Raw genomic sequence first — 17,666 nt, 5'->3', positions numbered from 1 at the left:
TTAATTATTTTAGAGCACATCCGGTTATAGTCAGCGAAGATGTACCAGTTGTGAAAACGAACACAGTTCAATCTGGCACAACGACTGTCAAGAATTCATATTCCGGAGAGGTACGGGGAATATACGAAAGTCCATTATCCTTTCAAGTAAGCGGCAAGGTCATCAAGCGCAATGTCGATCCCGGAAGTATTGTACATAGCGGTGATGTGCTACTTGCTATTGACACGAAAGATATTGAACAAACTGTAAATATTGCTTCAGTCCAGCTGGACACTGGCAATTCCAAGCTGAACCTTGCCGAAATTACGCTCAATCGTAATCGTGAGCTACTTAAAGCTGGTGCAATCAGTCAAGAAGCATATGATCTGTGCCAAAAAAAACTATGATAGTACTCAAGCTACGGTTCGGATGGCGTCGGCGCAATATAATCAAAGCTTAAACCAGTTAAAGTACTGTTCTTTGCATGCTGACCGTGATGGGGTGATAACAGTGGTAAACATTGAAGTAGGTCAGGTGGTTGTGGCTGGAGCGCCCGCCGTGATGATGTCAGGTGATCAGGAAGTTGTAATAAGTGTACCGGAAAACCAGGTGGGAGCAATTAAGCAAGCAAAATCATTTAAAGTCAGTTTTTGGGCACTTCCGAAGGTGATTGTTAATGGAAAAATAAGGGAGGTATCACCTGCGGCCGACCCAATAACTAGGACCTATGAAGTAAGGGTTAGCTTTGTCAATCCGCCGTCAAGTGTGAAGCTGGGTATGACTGCAACAGTTGATGTAGTTGGTGCAAAGAGTGATAAGTCGATTTATATTCCATTATCAGCGATTTATCAAACGGGAGATACGCCTAGTGTATGGGTTCTTCAAAACGATGTTGTGACCTTGCGTCCAATTAAACTGGGCAGTTTTGGAGACAACACCGTTGAAGTATTGGATGGACTGAAAGAAGGGGACATTATTGTCACTGCAGGAGTACATAAACTCCAAAAAGGGCAAAAGGTCAATAAGGCCGGTGATCAACAATGAAGCAGATCAATTTAACGGAATGGGCACTAAAGCACAAGTCGCTAATCTATTATTTCATGATAGTAACCTTAATTGCTGGAGCTTTTTCCTATATACGTATGGGAAGAATGGAAGATCCTGATTTTGTTATTCGTCAGATGGTAGTGTCGGCTGCCTGGCCAGGGGCCAGCGCTAAGCAAGTCGAGGAGCAAGTAACGGATAAAATCGAAAAGAAATTGCAGGATCTCCCGGGATTGGACTATCTGAAGAGTAATTCCAAGCCCGGAAAGGCAGTGATCTATGTAACTTTAAAGGATTCAGTCCAAGAAAAAGACATTCATACAACTTGGCTGAATGTCCGAAACATGGTTAATGATATAAAAGGTACGCTGCCTCAAGGGGTTATTGGTCCAACGTTCAATGATAATTTTGATGATGTCTATGGCTCGATTTATGCTTTGACAGGTGATGGCTATAATTATGAAGAAATGCGGCAAAAAGCAGAAACTATCCGGAGGACTATTATTAGCGTTGAAAGTGTAAAAAAGGTAGAGCTCATTGGCGTTCAGGATGAAAAGATTTATATAGAATTAGAAAGTAGTAAATTAGCCCAATTGGGGATAGATCCAAATATCATAATTAATACTATAAGAACTCAGGAAGCAATGACCCCAGCTGGAATGGTTGAAACATCGTCCGACAACATATACCTGCGTGTCACGGGAACGTCGGATAGTGTGGAAAATATCCGCCAGATACCGATTCGAGTGGCAGGTCGAACGTTTCGCTTGGGGGATATTGCCAATGTTAAACAAAGTTATGTTGATCCGATGGCGCCACAAATGTATTTTAACGGACAGCCGGCCATTGGAATTGCAGTATCTATGGAAAAGGGAGGGAATATTCTAACCTTAGGTGAAAATTTGGGTAAAACAATTCAACAGGTAAGCAATAAATTGCCTGTTGGTTTTGAGTTAAGTCAAGTAGCAAATCAGTCCCAGGTTGTGGAAAGTTCCATTAATGATTTTATTGAATCCTTAGCTGAAGCCATTGTCATTGTACTCGTTGTTTGTTTTCTAAGTCTAGGGTTACGTTCTGGAGGTGTTATTGCACTCTGTATTCCACTGGTTATTGCCGGAGTCTTTGTTTGTATGAATATAGTTGGCATTGATTTGCACAAAGTTTCTCTGGGTGCTTTGATTGTTGCTTTAGGCTTACTTGTAGATGATGAAATCATAGCTGTAGAAATGATGACTGTAAAATTGGAGGAAGGCTGGGACCGCTATAAGGCTGCTTGCTATGCCTATACGGAGACATCCTTGCCTATGTTGACAGGTACTTTAATTACTTGTGCCGGATTTATTCCCGTTGGGTTTTCCCAAGGAAGTGCTCATGAATATACCCATACTATATTTGACGTTGTCACCATTGCGCTTCTTATCTCCTGGGTGGTTTCCGTTTTTGTAGCTCCTTTAATAAGCTATAAAATGATTAAGATAAAGACAACAAACAATGAAAAACATGATCCCTACAATAAGAAATTTTACCATTTATTCAAAAAGATTCTTTCCTGGTTTTTGATCCATCGTAAATTTATTTTAGCAATTACAATCCTTTGTTTTGCTGGTTCTTTATATCTGCTGAAATTTGTGAAACAGGAATTCTTTCCGCCATCGACAAGACCGGAGTTGATTGTTGAAATGACTTTGCCGGAAGGCGCCTCGATCCAAGCTACACAAGAAGAAGCCAATAGATTTGCTCAAAAAATTATAGACGATCCCAATATTGAAAATTACAGTTATTATGTGGGAGAGGGAGCCCCAAGATATGTACTGACCATGGATCCCGTTCTTCCAGCATCTAATTATGCCCAATTCAAGATTGTTGCCAAGAACCTTGAAGCCAGAGACGCATTACAGGAAAAAGTAGATTCTATCTTTGCTAAGGATTTTGCCAATGTGCGCGGCCATACCCGGGTTCTGCTGACAGGTTCGCCCTCGCTTTATTCGGTCATGCTGCGGGTGAACGGTACCGATGATGATAAGGTTAGAGAAATTGCTGGAAAAATGCAGACTGTTATAGCCAAAGATCCCAACCTTAAAGACGTTAATTTCGACTGGAATGAAAAAAATAAAGTTTTGCAGGTAACAATCGATCCGGATAAGATTCGAATGTTGGGAATTGATAGGCAGACCTTGGCTACCAGTTTGCAAATGCAGATTTCTGGCGCAACTATTTCTGAATTCAGGGAGCAAGATAGGACTGTAGGAATTGTGTTTAGGCTTGATCCCCAAGAGAGGAACAATCTGTCGGAGCTTAATAATCTCAATGTTCATATTGGTAATGGAAAATATGTTCCCTTAAATCAAATTGCCAGCTTCAGTTACGAAGCAGAAAGCGGTTCGATTTGGCGTCGTGACCTCAAGCCTACTATTACTGTCCAAGCCGAAACAGTTGGCCAAATTACCGGGAATGATGCCACGGTACGCGTTTATGACAACTTAAAATCCATAAGGGATAGCTTGCCTGATGGATATAGCATTGATATAGGAGGATCTACTGAAAATAGTAGAATTACTCTAGGGTATTTACTTCAGCCAGTACCTGTAATGCTCATTATTATCATTACCTTACTTATGTTCCAACTTCAAAAAATGTCCTTGATGTTACTAACCTTACTTACGGCTCCGTTGGGAATCATCGGGGTAAGTTTGGGAATGCTCATAACGCAGCGTTCATTGGGATTTGTTGCCGAAGTAGGGATTCTGGCTCTGAGCGGGATGATTATTCGAAATTCAGTTATTTTAATTGTCCAGATTGAAAAACATATTGCTGCCGGAAAAACCCCTTGGGAGGCAATTATTGATTCTGCGGTTATGAGGTTGCGTCCGATTATGCTTACGGCTTTGGCTGCGATTCTAGGAATGGTTCCGCTTATGAAAAGCAACTTTTGGGGACCAATGGCGGTAGCTATTTCCAGTGGCTTGTTTGGTGCAACGGTTTTGACGCTGTTGGTTTTGCCGACTATGTATGCAGCTTGGTTTAAGGTTAGGTCAAAAGAAATTACGTATGTTGAAGAAACGACTTCTATAAAACTGTAAAATTGCTGAACAATAAAATGAAACTTGGGTGTTGCCTATACATGTAAGTGGAATCGTATAGGATTTATTTAATTAACGCATATTATAGTGGTAGGAGATAAGTCTAAACAAATAATTATACTCCTAAAAGCCTTTCCTTGCTTTTGAATAAGAGAGGCTTTTTTAAATTTCTGTGGTAATAGATACTATGACGGTAAATTTACAACAAACATCGTGACAGGTTAATGTTATTTCAAACTACTATCGATATGGTGCGAAATATTTTGGTTTGCGGTCTTGGTCTAACTAACAGCGCAAGGAAAGATGTGGTCTTAGCTCTCAGTCGTCTTATGGTGGAAATTATAGAATTTAGTAAGGATGGGGTTGACTTATTGATTGAAAATGGTTGGTTAGAAAGAGTGCAGGAAACTGCTACTCGTCAAGAATTAATACACTGATAATCTTGGTCATTGTGAAAAAAGAGCCTATACCTAAAAAATTACTTGATATTCAGTCCATACCAAGCTATCATTTTTACACCGGATGTGACTTAATAAGGCGGTCCGGCGGTCTCATTTAAATACTTTTAGCGGAGGGTAAGATTATGTTAAAGGTTGCAGTGATCGGTGCTGGAAGAATGGGAAGCGTGGTAGGCAGGCAACTGCCTGATGATGTGAAAAAGCTGATTATCGACATAGATGACGTAAAGGCGAAGGTTTTGGCCGAAGAAATTAACGGAGACTTTGCCACAACACTAGATGCCGCAAAGGTTAGTGATATTATAGCGGTAGTGTTGCCAACTGCGGGAATTGATCCAGTGATGGACCAACTTGTCTGGATTGCTAAGGATGATGCCATTATAATGAACATGGCTACCAGCGGTACCGTGAATCCGAAAATAATTGAGAAAAATAATAGAATACATATAGTAGACACCAAAATTATTGGTCATGCAAAGTCTATGGAACAGGGGGCGCCTGCTTATGTGGTCGTAAAAACTGAGGATCAGGTGCTTCTGAAAAAGATCCAAACTATTTTGCCTGGCTTTAAAAAGGTTTTGATGGGCGATGCGGATATTATACCTGATATCGCGAAAATCGGGTCATCGGAGGGTATCCGAGCAGCAATTACCATACGAAAGTTACTGAAACAATACAATATCCCTAAAAACTGGGAGGACATCGTAATCTATACGGTATGCGCAGGAACTATGCGCTCCTGTGTGGAGAATGATCTGGGGCATTTTGCCAAGCAATTAGCAGAGCGATTGGATGCTGAGGAATAGAAGCGTGGGGATGGATTAGGGGGAAGCTAGGAGAAATTATTTATGTCACATAGTAAAGAAAATTTTTCTTGACTTATAATTAAAATAATTATAAAATATGGCCAGAGGAACATCCAGTCATCCAGTGATGTTTTGGAAACAATATGAGGGAGGAAAGAAAATGAAAAAGTATGAATGTTCATTATGTGGATATATTTATGATCCGACTGTTGGTGATCCGGATTCTGGGATTGCAGCAGGTACTGCTTTTGAAGATATCCCGGAAGATTGGGTTTGTCCCACATGTGGTGCTTCTAAAGATCAATTTGAACCAATTGAAAATTAAAAGTCAGAGAGTATTGCAAGCTGCATGACCTGTGGAAACTTAATAAGCGATTGGAGGATTATGGATGAAAGAATTAAAGGGTACGAAAACGGAACAGAACTTAAAGGATGCTTTTGCAGGGGAGTCACAAGCCCGTAACAAATATACCTATTTTGCATCGGTTGCTAAAAAAGAAGGTTATGAACAAATTGCGTCCCTTTTCCTGGAGACGGCAGAGAATGAGAAAGAACACGCCAAGATATGGTTTAAAAAACTTAGCGGTATCGCAAATACCCTTGATAATTTAAAAGCAGCTGCTTCAGGGGAAAATAGTGAATGGACTGATATGTATCCCAAAATGGCTGCTGACGCCCGAGCGGAAGGGTTCGAGGCTATTGCCCTATTATTTGAAGGTGTGGCAAGAATAGAAAAAGAGCATGAAGAACGCTATAAACAACTCTTGGAAAATTTGGAACAGGGTAAGGTTTTTAAAAAGGATGGCAAAGTCTATTGGAAATGCAGGAACTGTGGCCACATTCATGAAGGAACTGAAGCACCTGAAGTGTGTCCAGTATGTGAGCATCCTAATGCATATTTTGAGGTTCTCGAAAAAAATTATTAGTCTCTCTTGAAAAGGTTTATGGAAATAGAACTATAAGTAAGAGCATTCGCAAGAGTGCTCTTTTTATATTCTTGATAACCATGGGGGATAATGCAGATGGTTATGTTGAGATATAGTGTTATGAAAGTTTCAATATTACAAAAAATTTTAATTATTGACACCATTCTTTGTGATTATTATGTTAAAATATAGTATCGACATATAACGACAAAGGCAAACTTGGTGTAAATCAAGGACGCAAAGCCACGGGTCTTCCGTAAGCTGAAGATAGCCGGGTTACCGTAAAAGTAATTACAACATGTCTTTGTCGTCAAGTCTTTTTAACTTGGCGACTTTTATTTTTGAAGGGAGGGTTAGTAATTAGGTTTTAATCCTTTCTCCAGTATAGATGGAAATGTCTAGCGATAGGTGATAAACCGGGAGGTAATTTTAGGTGAGTATTAGGCAATTGGTCGTCTTTAGATTGGGAGATGAAGAGTACGGCATGGAAATAGGTTTTGCTCAAGAAATAATCAGGATTCCAGAACTGATAACTAAAATACCGGATATGCCTCTATACGTAGAAGGGTTGATCGATATAAGAGGCAAGGTGATTCCAATCATTGACTTGAAGAAAAGGTTCGGCTACGAGAAAACAGAGCGAAGTATGGATAGCCGATTACTTATTCTGGATTTCGAGAGTGATTTGCTGGGGATTATTGTCGACGATGTCTCGGAAGTCATCAAGATCGAGGAGCAAGCGATTGAAAAGCTTAGTACTGAGATATCCAGTTTGGGCGGTAACCGTATACAGGGAATTGCGCACATTGATGAACGCTTAATCCTTATATTAAATGGCTCAAATTTAAAAACTGAAGTTTTAAAAAATTAGCTGCGAATAGGAGAAATTAATTATGATAGCGTTAGCAGGTATAGAGTCGTGCAAGACATTGGCTGAATTCTTAGCAAATTTAATACCCGGTGGAGTTGTGTTTGGATTAGTCGAAAAAGACACGTTTGTGTGGGTGAAATCGTCGGATTCATTTACATTAGACTTTATTAAAGTTGGCAACAAGCTGAGCGATGATACAACAACAATGGAAGCAATACGTGAAAAGAAGGTCTTAATTAAAAATATTCCTCGTACGGTCTACGGAATGAGAGTATCAATGGTCTCAATACCTGTAATCGATGACAACGGTGATGCTGTGGGTGCTTTTTCTATGGCCTTTCCAAAATTACACCCGGTCGCTGCAGCTTTTGGAAACTTTGCACCGATTCTAGCGGAAATGTTTCATGAGGGTTCATTTTTATATATGTCGGATTTAACCAAAATTGCTTATACTCAGCCATCACAAAAATTTGATATGCCGTCAATCCCAGTGGGCTACGAATTAAGAGAAGCGGACATTGCTTATCGGGTTATACACTCAAAACAACCGATTATCGAAGAGATTGATGCTTCAAAGTACGGAGACCCACTTTCTATAGCCAATTACCCATTATATGATGATGAAAATGAAAACATCGTTGCTACGTTAGGGATCGTTACACCCAAAAAAACGGCTGTCGCGTTGCGTGAAATGTCTGATAACCTTGAGAGTAGTTTAGAAGGCATTGCAGCGGCTATAGAGCAACTTTCGGCATCTGCTACTGAGATCCACTCGAATGAAGGTGCTTTAAATACTGATATAAATGAGATTATTAATATTTCTGAAAAAATTAACGAGGTTTCCGCGTTCATAAAAGAAATAGCTGATGAGACTAAAATGCTGGGTTTAAATGCTGCCATCGAAGCAGCAAGAGCAGGTGATGCAGGGCGAGGTTTCGGTGTCGTTGCGGAAGAAATCCGAAACCTGTCGGCTCAATCAAAGAGTACAGTTCCAAAGATTAAAGAGTTGACGGATACAATAAAACGAAAAGTTGATGAGGCAAGCCGTAAAAGCAATGTATCTCTGGATGCCAGTCAGGGACAAGCGGCTGCAGCAGAGGAGGTTTCCGCGAGTATTGAGGAAATAACTTCGATGTCATCAGAACTAAGTAATATAGCAAAAAATTTATAGGGTTTCCTAAACCAGCATCTAATAGGTTACCCATGATTCATCGCCAGTTTATTTAATCCAGTATGGGTGGAATCAAAAGTGTTTTGCAGGGCCAATTTGATTATGCTGTGAATGAGTAATGAATTACTTGTAGGTAACTTGATCCAATAAAAAAACCTTCCGTTGACACTGAGTGTCAGGAAGGTTTTTTTTGTCAATTTGATTTATCATACTAAGGACTCATTCATCTCATTCATGCCTTCGCCCTCCGCAGCCATTTATAATATGAAAGATGTTCATGTTAACTGCTTAACGAAAAACTGACAGTAATTTACCTCTTAAGGCAATTCTTGTCAGGTATTTTATAGCATGCTATATTGAGAATTGAGAATTGAGAATTGAGAATTTAAAGAGTTAGATAAGAGCACGTAATGATCTATCTAACACCAATATAGATAGCTAATTACCTAACTAGGATCTTCCGACCATAATCAAGCAGTTACCACCTATACAAATGATTCGTTCGACCCTACAAGATATCTACCCAGCTATAGACAACCTCTCGGCTAAATATAACCGACATTCTTACACATTCATATATCTTTCGATATATGGTTGCGTAAGAAAACTCAACACCCAGCAAAATCTTAGCTCGACCCTTTACGCTGGGTAGAACCTTAAAACAATCGAGCAAGACTGTAGAAAAGCTTTTCCCCACCATAAAAGATCTTCCCTCCGACTATATACAAGCGTTTTAACCACCTGTATATAATCTTTGGCCGACCCATATACACCCCAATTAAGAGCATATATAAATCTTGGCTCAACCATTACGTACCCTTATGATCATAGTATTGCTTTTAGCACTCTATAGATCCCGGTAATTTATGGGGTATTTTGTATCATTTATTGAGTTTCGTCATTTTTTCCGGCAATGAAACCTTCAATACTTTCTTTACGCCGATCATTTTTAGCTTCAATGACTCGTTTCTTGCCTGCTGTAATCTCACCGGCATGCTCATTGAGGTAATCCTCTGCTTCGTGCAAATTTGCTACAGTGTGGTCGATATGTTCTTGTAGGTGAGTCTCATATTCTGTTTGATTATCCGTTTTGGCCAACGTAAATCCCTCCTATTAACTCAGCGCTGCCTTTTTATAATGACCTAAATCGCAAAATGCTATGCGAATATGGATGTTCGAAAAAAGCCCTTGTAAAGATACTATACCTTTGTTCACAAAGGTATAGTCTAAAAGCGGTTATTTGACTCTGCCGAGGCATGTGTAATAGGTAGGCTCTATGAAAGAAGATTAGGGTACGTTAACAGTCTCGCTATATTTGATTGGCATTAAGATTGTTTTAGAATCTTGTCGAAGAATTAAAGACAAGATGTGCAAATTCCAAAGAGTCTAGTTGTTGCAATCATGTTGGGGCTGTTTTATTAAATATTAATGATTGAGTTATTATATTTTCGCAAAAGTTGTCCGAACACTTCACATTCTTCATCAGACCAAGTCTTAAGATTGTCAGCAATTTTAGCCAAACGTGCTTGTTTGTGCTCGTTATATTCTTTTGCTCCCAATTCCGTTATCTGAAAGGAGCAAGCTCTGCCATCCAATGGATCAGGAATTCTGTAGACATATCCTTTTTGTTCCAGAGTTGCCGCTTGTCTACTTACAGTAGAAATATCCAAATGGGATTCATTGGCCAGCGTTTTTACTCCGGCGGATCCATGAGCAGTTATTTGGTGTAACAAGAGATAAGCTGATCGATCGAGATTGCCAAATTTACAACAGGTTGTAATTAAGGAGACACGGCGAATGAGGATCGCTAATTCAAGTTCAATGGTTTCTAAGGAAGGTTCATTCATGTATTTGATTACCTCGCTTTATATCTTACCATGGCCTATTTTAACAGAAACGCAGTTGGTTTGGAAATAGAAAGCACATTAATAAAAGCTCATGGCTTGACAGGATTATAAACTACTTGTAGAATACAACTATATACTTTCATAATACAATTTGTTTATCGAATAGGCAAATGTGGAGTTCCTTGGAAAGCTCATGAATTTCAAAGAGGAACAGGTAGTCTTTTATGATGGAGGCGTTAAAATGGATATTGACAAAGCATTTTATCGGAGTCTGATGAAGAACCTATTTGCCGATCCTTGTGAAGTAAAGTTTTGGGATGGAGAAGTAATTAATTATGGACAGGGAATGCCACAGTTCAGGATAGATTTTAACGAACCAATTGCTAAAGCGGAACTAATCAATGATCCGTCCTTGGCCTTTGGGGAAGGGTATATGTTTAAGAAGATTGATATTGTGGGAAGTGTCCAAAAGGTTATTGAATCTCTGTATAAGAATCAAGACAGTTTTCTTCACCAAAATAACTCGTATGACAAATTTTTCAAAATTCTTTCCAGCAGTATTCAAAAAAGCAAAGAGAATATTCAATTTCACTATGACCTCGGAAATGATTTTTATAGTTTATGGTTGGATGAAACGATGACCTATTCCTGTGCTTATTTTAAGTCGCACGAAGATAGTTTACTGCAAGCTCAAAAGAACAAAGTTGCCCATATACTGCGCAAACTGAATTTACATCCCGGACAAACCTTACTCGATATTGGTTGTGGGTGGGGAGAGCTGATTCTTACTGCAGCTAAAACCTATCAAGTCAAAGCGCTCGGTATTACTCTTAGTTCAGAACAATATTACAAGACCGCAGAAAGAATTAAAAACGAGGGGTTACAGGAGTTAGCGGAGGTCCAACTTATTGACTACCGAGAATTAAAGGGGAGAACATTTGACCGGGTGGTTAGCGTTGGGATGGTTGAACATGTAGGAAAGGACCAACTTAAGGCTTATTTCTCAGCCGTAAAATCCCTGTTAAATGAAGCAGGGGTATCTCTTTTACACTGTATTACAGGATATGAAGAATCGGGGACAAATAGCTGGATCAATAAGTACATTTTCCCTGGCGGGTATATTCCTTCAGTGCAAGAACTGGTTTCGCTTATGGCCGTTAATAAGTTCTACCTCATTGACCTAGAGAGCCTGCGTGAACACTACACTCGAACCCTAGAACACTGGGCCCAGAATTTTGAGAATGCTCTCTCGATAATCATGAAGATGAAAGATGAAACCTTTATACGGATGTGGCGGCTCTATCTTAACTCTTGTGCAGCGTCTTTCCATTGTGGCAATATCGATCTGCATCAGTTTCTATTTACTAAGGGAGTTAACAATACTTTGCCCCTAACCCGTACGTATATGCATTCTTAAACATAAACCTTTTTGAAGTGACAAGTGCTATCTTTAAAGTCCTTTCTATAATGAAGGTGCCATGACTTCTTTTATCAAAGGGACCGTTAAGCCCAAAATCATGCTTGATATGATTTCGGGCTTAACGGTCCCTTCATGGTGCCCGAATAATCAATATCAACGAAGGGTATATTAAGATGGTTCAACTTCTATTTGCGTTATTTGTTATCTTTGTTTTGTAGGAATAATTTTTGGATCGTTAAAAGGTAATAGCCCAGAAGACCTCCCAAGGTATTCAAAATTACGTCATCGATATCGGATATTCCAAGTTTAAGCCATAACTGAATAATTTCGACGGTAAGACTAATTGAGAATGTAAGAACAAAGATCTTTTTAACATCTATTTTTTTGAATATGTATGGCAAAAGAAAACCCATTGGCATAAAAGCTAATATGTTGCCAAATAGATTAAAGAACCATACATCAAATCTATATTTGTTAATACCCACCAAGTAGCTAATTATAGTTTTAAACGGAATTATGTTATACCTAATCCCGTTACTAGTAACTCTATAATAGTCTCCATAAGCAAAAAAGAAAAGTCTATATAGAAGATAAGAAAAATAGACAATAAACATTAAAGCAGCGGCAAAATGAAGATACTTTCTCTTATCTGAGTGATAGTGATCGTCAACTTGTTTATCCATAATTACTACCCTTCTTGGACAACTTCTTTCTTATTAACATTTGTTTAATATAGTAAAGTTAACTAATAGTATTAGATTGGCGCTATTTATGCAAACCGATTTTTGATGTAGGACTTAAATTTAATTATTTTAGATTATTGAAAAGCAAAATTAAATCTGAAATAAGGATTGACAGTTGATTCTGAAAAAGCTAAAATTGAGTCGCGGATGTAACCGTTTACATTACTTTCATTTCCTAATAAAAAGTTGCAAGAATTCTAATGGATTCAGCTTGTAACACCCTATATAGCCCAAGATCAGACAGAATATCGACTAAAATTCACACAGTAGGATATAGGGCTGGAGAAATATATAACACATGTCATGAAAGTTATGTAACCGATTACAGAGAATGAATTGAGGGTGTAATTTTATTGGCGACGATTAGAGATGTTGCTCGTTTAGCGGGAGTGTCCGTTGCTACTGTCTCCCGAGTAATTAACAAAACAGACTCTGTGAATCCCGAGACCGCTGCACAAGTATTGAAGGCGATTGAGCAGCTTCAATACGAGCCAAATGCTGTAGCTCGAGGCTTGGCGGGAAAGAAGATGGGGATCATTGCCTTAATCCTACCTGATATATTAAATCCGTTTTTTCCTGCTTTGGCTCGTGGCGTCGAAGATGTAGCTCAGAAAAAAGGCCTGACAGTTATCTTGGGTAACTCGGATGATCTGGGCCTAAAGGAAAGTACTTACATTAAGGATCTTAAGAAAAAGTATGTGGATGGTTTCATTTTCGCCTCGAATACTATCCGTGAAGAGGATGTCGAATCTCTAAGAAAAGAAGGAATTCCGATTGTCTTGTTAGATAGAGGTCTGAATACTGCATCCTGCCCAGTTATTCGTTCGAACAATCGAGCCGGGGCAAAACTAGCAGTGCAGCATCTGATCGAGCGCGGTTGTCAGAAAATCGCTCATATTTATGGACCCCAAGAATTCATTACAGCTCGAGACCGATTACTAGGTTATGAAGAAGTTGTTGGAGAGTTAGAGGGTTATTCGCCTAGCTTAATGGTCTCGGGGAAATTTGATATCGAGAGTGGAAGGCAGGGTGTAGAACATCTTTTGAAACGTCATCCTCAAGTCGATGGAATTTTCGCCGGAAATGATCTGATGGCGATAGGGGCTCTCAAAGCCTTGCGCGAGCGAGGAATCCTCGTCCCAGAACAGGTCAAAGTCTGCGGGTTTGATGGGATTAGTTTAACAGAGATTACCGAACCGGAATTGACAACTGTGGCCCAGCCCATTTATGAGATGGGAGGATTAGCTGCTCGAATTTTGCTCAATGAAATAGAAGGCGGGGTCCGTGAGAATACAATCATTGAACTGGATGTCACTTTAATTCCCAGAAAATCGACCCAATAGGAGGAATCTTAGATGGACCAGCGGCCCAAGATCGTTGTCATAGGTAGTTTAAATATGGATTTGGTCGTCAAGGCATTACGTGCTCCTAGACGTGGAGAAACGGTGCTAGGCGAAGAAATTCATTTCATTCCCGGTGGCAAAGGTGCAAACCAAGCGGTCGGGTTAGCTCGTTTAGGTGCTGAGACCACAATGATCGGAGCGGTTGGATCAGATGCCTTTGGAGTGGAACTCAAGAAAGCCTTGCAGAGGGATGGAATAAATACTTCGAACGTTAAGGTAACTTCAGAAGCCACAGGTGTGGCCTCGATTCTCCTGGCTGAAGGGGATAACAGTATCGTAGTGGTTCCAGGGGCGAATGCACAGTGTTTACCTGAGGATTTGGACCGGGCTGAGAGAGAAATTGCCGCAGCCGATCTAGTTCTCCTGCAATTAGAGATTCCGCTGGTGACAGTGGAGTATGCGGTCAAGCTGGCCCGTAAGCATGGGAAGATTGTGATGCTCAATCCAGCCCCAGCTCAAAGCCTTTCTGAGGAGCTACTTAGCAAGGTGGATTATTTGACTCCCAATCGTTCAGAACTCGCCTTGCTTACAAGAATGCCCGAAGAGTCTACGATAGCTCAAGGAATGGAACAATTATTGACTGTTGGAGTTCCTTGTTGCGTCACGACTCTAGGAGCTGAGGGAGTTGCTCTTAGGGAGATAGGGGGCAGCTTGGTTATAATTCCGGGCTTCAGGGTCCCTGTCGTGGATACTACCGGAGCGGGAGATGCTTTTAATGCCGGTTTGGCCTATGCTCTAGCCCAGAAGAAATCCATTCAAGAAGCGGCAGAATTTGCAGTGCAGGTTTCGGCTCTAGCTGTTACTAAATTTGGAGCTCAAGGCGGGATGCCAACGCTGGTTGAGGTAGAAAAGTATTTCAGGAGGGATGAAAATGAAGAAAGTCGGCATCATAAACAGTGAAATTTCCCGAGTGATTAGTGAGCTGGGGCACATGGATACCATTGTGATAGCGGATGCAGGTTTACCGATTCCTCCTCATGTTAAAAGAATTGATTTGGCTTTAAAGGAAGGGGTCCCGTCGTTCATAGAGACGGTTGAGGTCGTTCTCCAAGAAATGTGTGTGGAAAAAGCTTATGTGGCGAGAGAAATGGGATTGTCAAGCGCTAATAAAAAGGCAGAACTGGTTGCAAAACTACCTAGTATTCAGATTAAGGCCCTATCGCATGAAGAGTTGAAGGCTTTAACTCATCATGCTAAGGCTGTGATTCGCACGGGCGAGTTCACTCCTTATGCTAATGTAGTGCTCGAAGCGGGCGTAATCTTCTAAAAATAAAGGAGGGATTCCGGTATGACAGATCTCTTGACGATGAAAGGCATCAACAAGAGCTTCAGTGGAGTCAAGGTATTAGAAGATGTTCAATTTTCGCTCCGCCAAGGGGAAGTCCATGCTTTGATGGGAGAGAATGGAGCGGGTAAATCAACCCTGATGAAAATCCTTTCTGGAATTTACAGTAAAGATACTGGTTCTATTCAGATACATGGCAAAGAGTCTGTAGCTTCTTCGCCTAAAACTGCCCAAGCTTTGGGTGTGGCAATTATTCATCAGGAGCTTAATATGATTCCCGATCTGTCCATCATAGAAAATATGTTTTTAGGACGCGAGTTTAAATGGGGGCGGACGGGTTTCGTTAATTGGCCAAGAATGCGTTCCGAAGCGAAGAATTTTTTACAGCAACTTGGAATGGAGCTGAACCCTGATATTCGAGCGGGTGAGCTTTCTGTTGGACAGCAGCAGATGGTCGAGATTGCCAAAGCACTTTCTATGCAGGCGAAAATTCTGGTGCTCGACGAGCCGACGGCGGCTTTGACTAAACGAGAAATCGAGAAACTCTTTCAGCTCATCGCCAACTTAAAAACTCAAGGGGTGGGAATGATCTACATTTCTCATCGTATGGAGGAAATCTTCCAGATAAGTGATCGGATTACGGTGTTGCGAGATGGGCGTTATATTGGCACTAGAGATACGGACGTTACGACGATGGATGAGTTAGTCCAAATGATGGTTGGTCGAGAGATCAAAGAACGTTTTCCCAAGGTAGAAAAGGAGATCGGGGCTGAGTGTCTTCGAGCAGAAGGTCTGGAACAAGAAGGAAAGCTCTATGATATTAACTTTAGTGTGCGAGCTGGGGAAATTCTAGGAATTGCAGGTTTAATGGGAGCAGGTCGGTCGGAGTTAGCCAAAGCTCTGTTTGGTGTCGGAAAATATCAAGGGAAGATTTTCGTGAATGGAAGAGCTGTCTCTATTAAGAATCCTCAAGAGGCCATTAAGGCTGGTCTGGCGTTGATTACGGAAGATCGAAAAGGAGAGGGTCTTGTCTCTGATCTCTCTGTTTCAGAGAACTTAGCATTGCCTAATTTGCGCTCCCTATCGCGCTTTGGATTCATCAGCCACCGGATGGAACAGAAATTTGTGGAAGATAGTATTAAGAAGCTGAACGTCAAAGCCCATCATCCTGGGCAATGGGTAAGCTCTTTAAGTGGTGGAAATCAACAGAAGGTTGTGATTGGTAAGTGGCTGGCGACTCAGCCTAATGTTTTAATCCTCGATGAACCAACACGGGGTGTGGATATCGGGGCGAAACGGGAGATTTATGACTTAATGAATCAACTTGTTCAAAAAGGGGTTGCTATCGTTATGATTTCCTCGGAACTACCGGAGGTGCTCGGAATGAGCGATCGTGTACTGGTCATGCAGGAAGGACGAATCACTGGGGAATTCTTACGTGAAAACGCCACCCAGGAAACGATTATGAGAGCCGCTACAGGAGGGAAAAGTCATGGCTAAAGTGCAGGGGAAAAGTGGAATTCTGCAGCGCTTGGGACCCCTTGTGGGTTTAATTCTTATCATCGTCATCTTAACAATCTTCAATTCGGACTTTCTGACCGTGGGCAATATCTTTAACGTTTTCCGGCAGGTTTCAATTAACGCTTTGATAGCCTTTGGGATGACCTTTGTCATCCTGACGGGAGGAATCGACCTATCTGTCGGTTCGATCATTGCCCTTTCTAGTGCCTTTGCTGCAGGGATGATGGCCGCAGGTTCAGGCTCTATGCTCGCAATCGGGGTGGGCGTGCTGTCAGGGACTTTGATGGGGACAATAAACGGGGTTGTCATTGCTCGAGGAAAAGTTGCACCGTTTATTGCCACGTTAGCCACTATGACAATATTCCGGGGCTTAACCTTGGTATACACCGAAGGGAAACCGATCACCGGGTTTCCAGATACTTTTGGCCAGATCGGACGAGGGTATCTCTTCGATATACCAATGCCCGTGATTTGGATGCTGGTGGCCTTTGGAGTACTTTATGTTATTTTGAAATTCACATCCTTCGGTCGCCACGTTTTTGCTTTGGGAGGAAACGAGGAAGCAACCCGACTTTCTGGAGTTAATACGAATCGTATCAAAGTACTTGTTTATAGTCTCAGTGGTTTACTGGCTTCTTTGAGTGGGATTATATTAACTTCGCGTTTAAATTCTGCTCAACCAACTGCAGGGACGTCCTATGAACTCGATGCGATTGCGGCTGTAGTCTTAGGGGGCACGAGTCTTTCGGGAGGAAAAGGTTGGATTGCGGGAACCTTAGTTGGTGCTATGATCATTGGAATTCTGGACAATGGATTGAATCTGTTGAATGTCTCGTCTTTCTATCAACAGGTGGTCAAAGGCGGGGTCATTCTGCTGGCGGTCTTATTAGATCGCTCAAAAGGAAAGCAATAGATGCTATCCAACCTAAGACTTGCAAGAACCTCACTCACGAGGGAGAGTTAAGCAATTAGTCAATCCCCAAGAAAAAGGGTAATTAGTTGTTCTCCAACTAAATAGAATAATGGTTCTAATTAGTTGTGGGCATATAGGCTCGCTAAGAGGGGAGGATGCGATGACTTCAGTGACGATTGTAGAGTCATAAGTTTGCTGG

At 41.0% G+C, this 17,666-nt stretch carries 18 protein-coding genes and 1 riboswitch; of the genes, 15 read left to right on the top strand and 3 right to left on the bottom strand.

The genetic code is table 11. The features are described 5' to 3' along the window. From DSBG_RS04120 to DSBG_RS04080, 9 genes are all read left to right on the top strand, one after another. Positions 1-386 (top strand): efflux RND transporter periplasmic adaptor subunit (locus DSBG_RS04120; RefSeq protein ID WP_141694234.1); only part of this gene is annotated, 386 nt, incomplete at its 5' end. Then, positions 361-1,023, top strand: a complete 663-nt coding sequence (locus DSBG_RS04115) for an efflux RND transporter periplasmic adaptor subunit (RefSeq protein WP_068962947.1) — start codon at positions 361-363, stop codon at positions 1,021-1,023. The genes DSBG_RS04120 and DSBG_RS04115, both read left to right, overlap by 26 nt. After that, on the top strand, positions 1,020-4,103 hold the full coding sequence (locus tag DSBG_RS04110) for an efflux RND transporter permease subunit (protein WP_068962946.1): 3,084 nt from the start codon (positions 1,020-1,022) through the stop codon (positions 4,101-4,103). Before DSBG_RS04115 ends, DSBG_RS04110 begins: the two co-directional genes overlap by 4 nt. 224 nt (positions 4,104-4,327) lie before the next feature. Continuing rightward, positions 4,328-4,540: a DUF3231 family protein gene (locus tag DSBG_RS04105; RefSeq protein WP_068962945.1), complete on the top strand. Its 213-nt coding sequence runs from the start codon at positions 4,328-4,330 to the stop codon at positions 4,538-4,540. Between the two features lie 146 nt (positions 4,541-4,686). Beyond that, on the top strand, positions 4,687-5,367 hold the full coding sequence (locus DSBG_RS04100; protein WP_068962944.1) for an NAD(P)-binding domain-containing protein: 681 nt from the start codon (positions 4,687-4,689) through the stop codon (positions 5,365-5,367). Between the two features lie 160 nt (positions 5,368-5,527). Further along, positions 5,528-5,692, top strand: a complete 165-nt coding sequence (gene rd / locus DSBG_RS04095) for a rubredoxin (protein WP_068962943.1) — start codon at positions 5,528-5,530, stop codon at positions 5,690-5,692. A gap of 64 nt (positions 5,693-5,756) precedes the next feature. After that, positions 5,757-6,293, top strand: coding sequence for a rubrerythrin (rbr, locus tag DSBG_RS04090; protein ID WP_068962942.1), 537 nt, complete (start codon positions 5,757-5,759; stop codon positions 6,291-6,293). 202 nt (positions 6,294-6,495) lie between these two features. Continuing rightward, positions 6,496-6,577: riboswitch (cyclic di-GMP riboswitch) on the top strand. Positions 6,578-6,726: 149 nt separating this feature from the next. Further along, on the top strand, positions 6,727-7,164 hold the full coding sequence (locus DSBG_RS04085) for a chemotaxis protein CheW (protein WP_068962941.1): 438 nt from the start codon (positions 6,727-6,729) through the stop codon (positions 7,162-7,164). 22 nt (positions 7,165-7,186) lie between these two features. Next, complete coding sequence (locus tag DSBG_RS04080; RefSeq protein ID WP_068962940.1) at positions 7,187-8,335, top strand: methyl-accepting chemotaxis protein; 1,149 nt, start codon at positions 7,187-7,189, stop codon at positions 8,333-8,335. An 885-nt stretch (positions 8,336-9,220) separates the two neighbouring features. Here the strand turns inward: DSBG_RS04080 and DSBG_RS04070 are convergent. Further along, positions 9,221-9,433, bottom strand: coding sequence for a small acid-soluble spore protein Tlp (locus tag DSBG_RS04070; protein WP_068962938.1), 213 nt, complete (start codon positions 9,431-9,433; stop codon positions 9,221-9,223). Positions 9,434-9,753: 320 nt separating this feature from the next. Then, positions 9,754-10,182: a MarR family winged helix-turn-helix transcriptional regulator gene (locus DSBG_RS04065; protein WP_068962937.1), complete on the bottom strand. Its 429-nt coding sequence runs from the start codon at positions 10,180-10,182 to the stop codon at positions 9,754-9,756. Between the two features lie 241 nt (positions 10,183-10,423). Here DSBG_RS04065 and DSBG_RS04060 point away from each other — a divergent pair, with 241 nt between their 5' ends. Further along, positions 10,424-11,599: an SAM-dependent methyltransferase gene (locus tag DSBG_RS04060; RefSeq protein ID WP_068962959.1), complete on the top strand. Its 1,176-nt coding sequence runs from the start codon at positions 10,424-10,426 to the stop codon at positions 11,597-11,599. Positions 11,600-11,796: 197 nt separating this feature from the next. Here DSBG_RS04060 and DSBG_RS04055 read toward each other — a convergent pair whose 3' ends face one another. Then, positions 11,797-12,285: a VanZ family protein gene (locus tag DSBG_RS04055; RefSeq protein WP_068962936.1), complete on the bottom strand. Its 489-nt coding sequence runs from the start codon at positions 12,283-12,285 to the stop codon at positions 11,797-11,799. 413 nt (positions 12,286-12,698) lie between these two features. Between DSBG_RS04055 and DSBG_RS04050 the strand changes: the two genes are divergently transcribed. From DSBG_RS04050 to DSBG_RS04030, 5 genes are read left to right on the top strand one after another with little or no spacing between them, the layout of a single operon-like run. Next, complete coding sequence (locus DSBG_RS04050; RefSeq protein WP_068962935.1) at positions 12,699-13,688, top strand: LacI family DNA-binding transcriptional regulator; 990 nt, start codon at positions 12,699-12,701, stop codon at positions 13,686-13,688. Positions 13,689-13,700: 12 nt separating this feature from the next. Then, a complete protein-coding gene (rbsK, locus tag DSBG_RS04045) occupies positions 13,701-14,648 on the top strand; it encodes a ribokinase (protein WP_068962934.1) in 948 nt (315 codons plus the stop codon). Next, a complete protein-coding gene (gene rbsD, locus DSBG_RS04040) occupies positions 14,620-15,015 on the top strand; it encodes a D-ribose pyranase (RefSeq protein ID WP_068962933.1) in 396 nt (131 codons plus the stop codon). The genes rbsK and rbsD overlap by 29 nt, the downstream gene beginning before the upstream one ends. Positions 15,016-15,036: 21 nt before the next feature. Next, complete coding sequence (locus DSBG_RS04035) at positions 15,037-16,533, top strand: sugar ABC transporter ATP-binding protein (RefSeq protein ID WP_068962932.1); 1,497 nt, start codon at positions 15,037-15,039, stop codon at positions 16,531-16,533. Continuing rightward, positions 16,526-17,467 (top strand): ABC transporter permease subunit, encoded by a 942-nt coding sequence (locus DSBG_RS04030; protein ID WP_068962931.1) that lies wholly within the window; start codon positions 16,526-16,528, stop codon positions 17,465-17,467. Before DSBG_RS04035 ends, DSBG_RS04030 begins: the two co-directional genes overlap by 8 nt. Positions 17,468-17,666: the final 199 nt, after the last annotated feature.

Source organism: Desulfosporosinus cupriresistens (assembly GCF_001707885.1).
Taxonomy (GTDB): Bacteria; Bacillota; Desulfitobacteriia; order Desulfitobacteriales; family Desulfitobacteriaceae; genus Desulfosporosinus.
This window is presented reverse-complemented; position numbering and strand designations above follow the sequence as displayed.

Excerpts from the sequence above, each read along its gene's own strand:
- DSBG_RS04030 (WP_068962931.1), top strand. The coding sequence starts at position 16,526 with ATGGCTAAAGTGCAGGGGAAAAGTGGAATTCTGCAGCGCTTGGGACCC.
- DSBG_RS04110 (WP_068962946.1), top strand. The coding sequence starts at position 1,020 with ATGAAGCAGATCAATTTAACGGAATGGGCACTAAAGCACAAGTCGCTA.
- DSBG_RS04035 (WP_068962932.1), top strand. The coding sequence starts at position 15,037 with ATGACAGATCTCTTGACGATGAAAGGCATCAACAAGAGCTTCAGTGGA.
- DSBG_RS04060 (WP_068962959.1), top strand. The coding sequence starts at position 10,424 with ATGGATATTGACAAAGCATTTTATCGGAGTCTGATGAAGAACCTATTT.
- rbr (WP_068962942.1), top strand. The coding sequence starts at position 5,757 with ATGAAAGAATTAAAGGGTACGAAAACGGAACAGAACTTAAAGGATGCT.
- DSBG_RS04080 (WP_068962940.1), top strand. The coding sequence starts at position 7,187 with ATGATAGCGTTAGCAGGTATAGAGTCGTGCAAGACATTGGCTGAATTC.
- rd (WP_068962943.1), top strand. The coding sequence starts at position 5,528 with ATGAAAAAGTATGAATGTTCATTATGTGGATATATTTATGATCCGACT.
- DSBG_RS04055 (WP_068962936.1), bottom strand. The coding sequence starts at position 12,285 with ATGGATAAACAAGTTGACGATCACTATCACTCAGATAAGAGAAAGTAT.
- DSBG_RS04065 (WP_068962937.1), bottom strand. The coding sequence starts at position 10,182 with ATGAATGAACCTTCCTTAGAAACCATTGAACTTGAATTAGCGATCCTC.
- DSBG_RS04100 (WP_068962944.1), top strand. The coding sequence starts at position 4,687 with ATGTTAAAGGTTGCAGTGATCGGTGCTGGAAGAATGGGAAGCGTGGTA.
- rbsD (WP_068962933.1), top strand. The coding sequence starts at position 14,620 with ATGAAGAAAGTCGGCATCATAAACAGTGAAATTTCCCGAGTGATTAGT.
- rbsK (WP_068962934.1), top strand. The coding sequence starts at position 13,701 with ATGGACCAGCGGCCCAAGATCGTTGTCATAGGTAGTTTAAATATGGAT.
- DSBG_RS04105 (WP_068962945.1), top strand. The coding sequence starts at position 4,328 with ATGTTATTTCAAACTACTATCGATATGGTGCGAAATATTTTGGTTTGC.
- DSBG_RS04115 (WP_068962947.1), top strand. The coding sequence starts at position 361 with ATGATCTGTGCCAAAAAAAACTATGATAGTACTCAAGCTACGGTTCGG.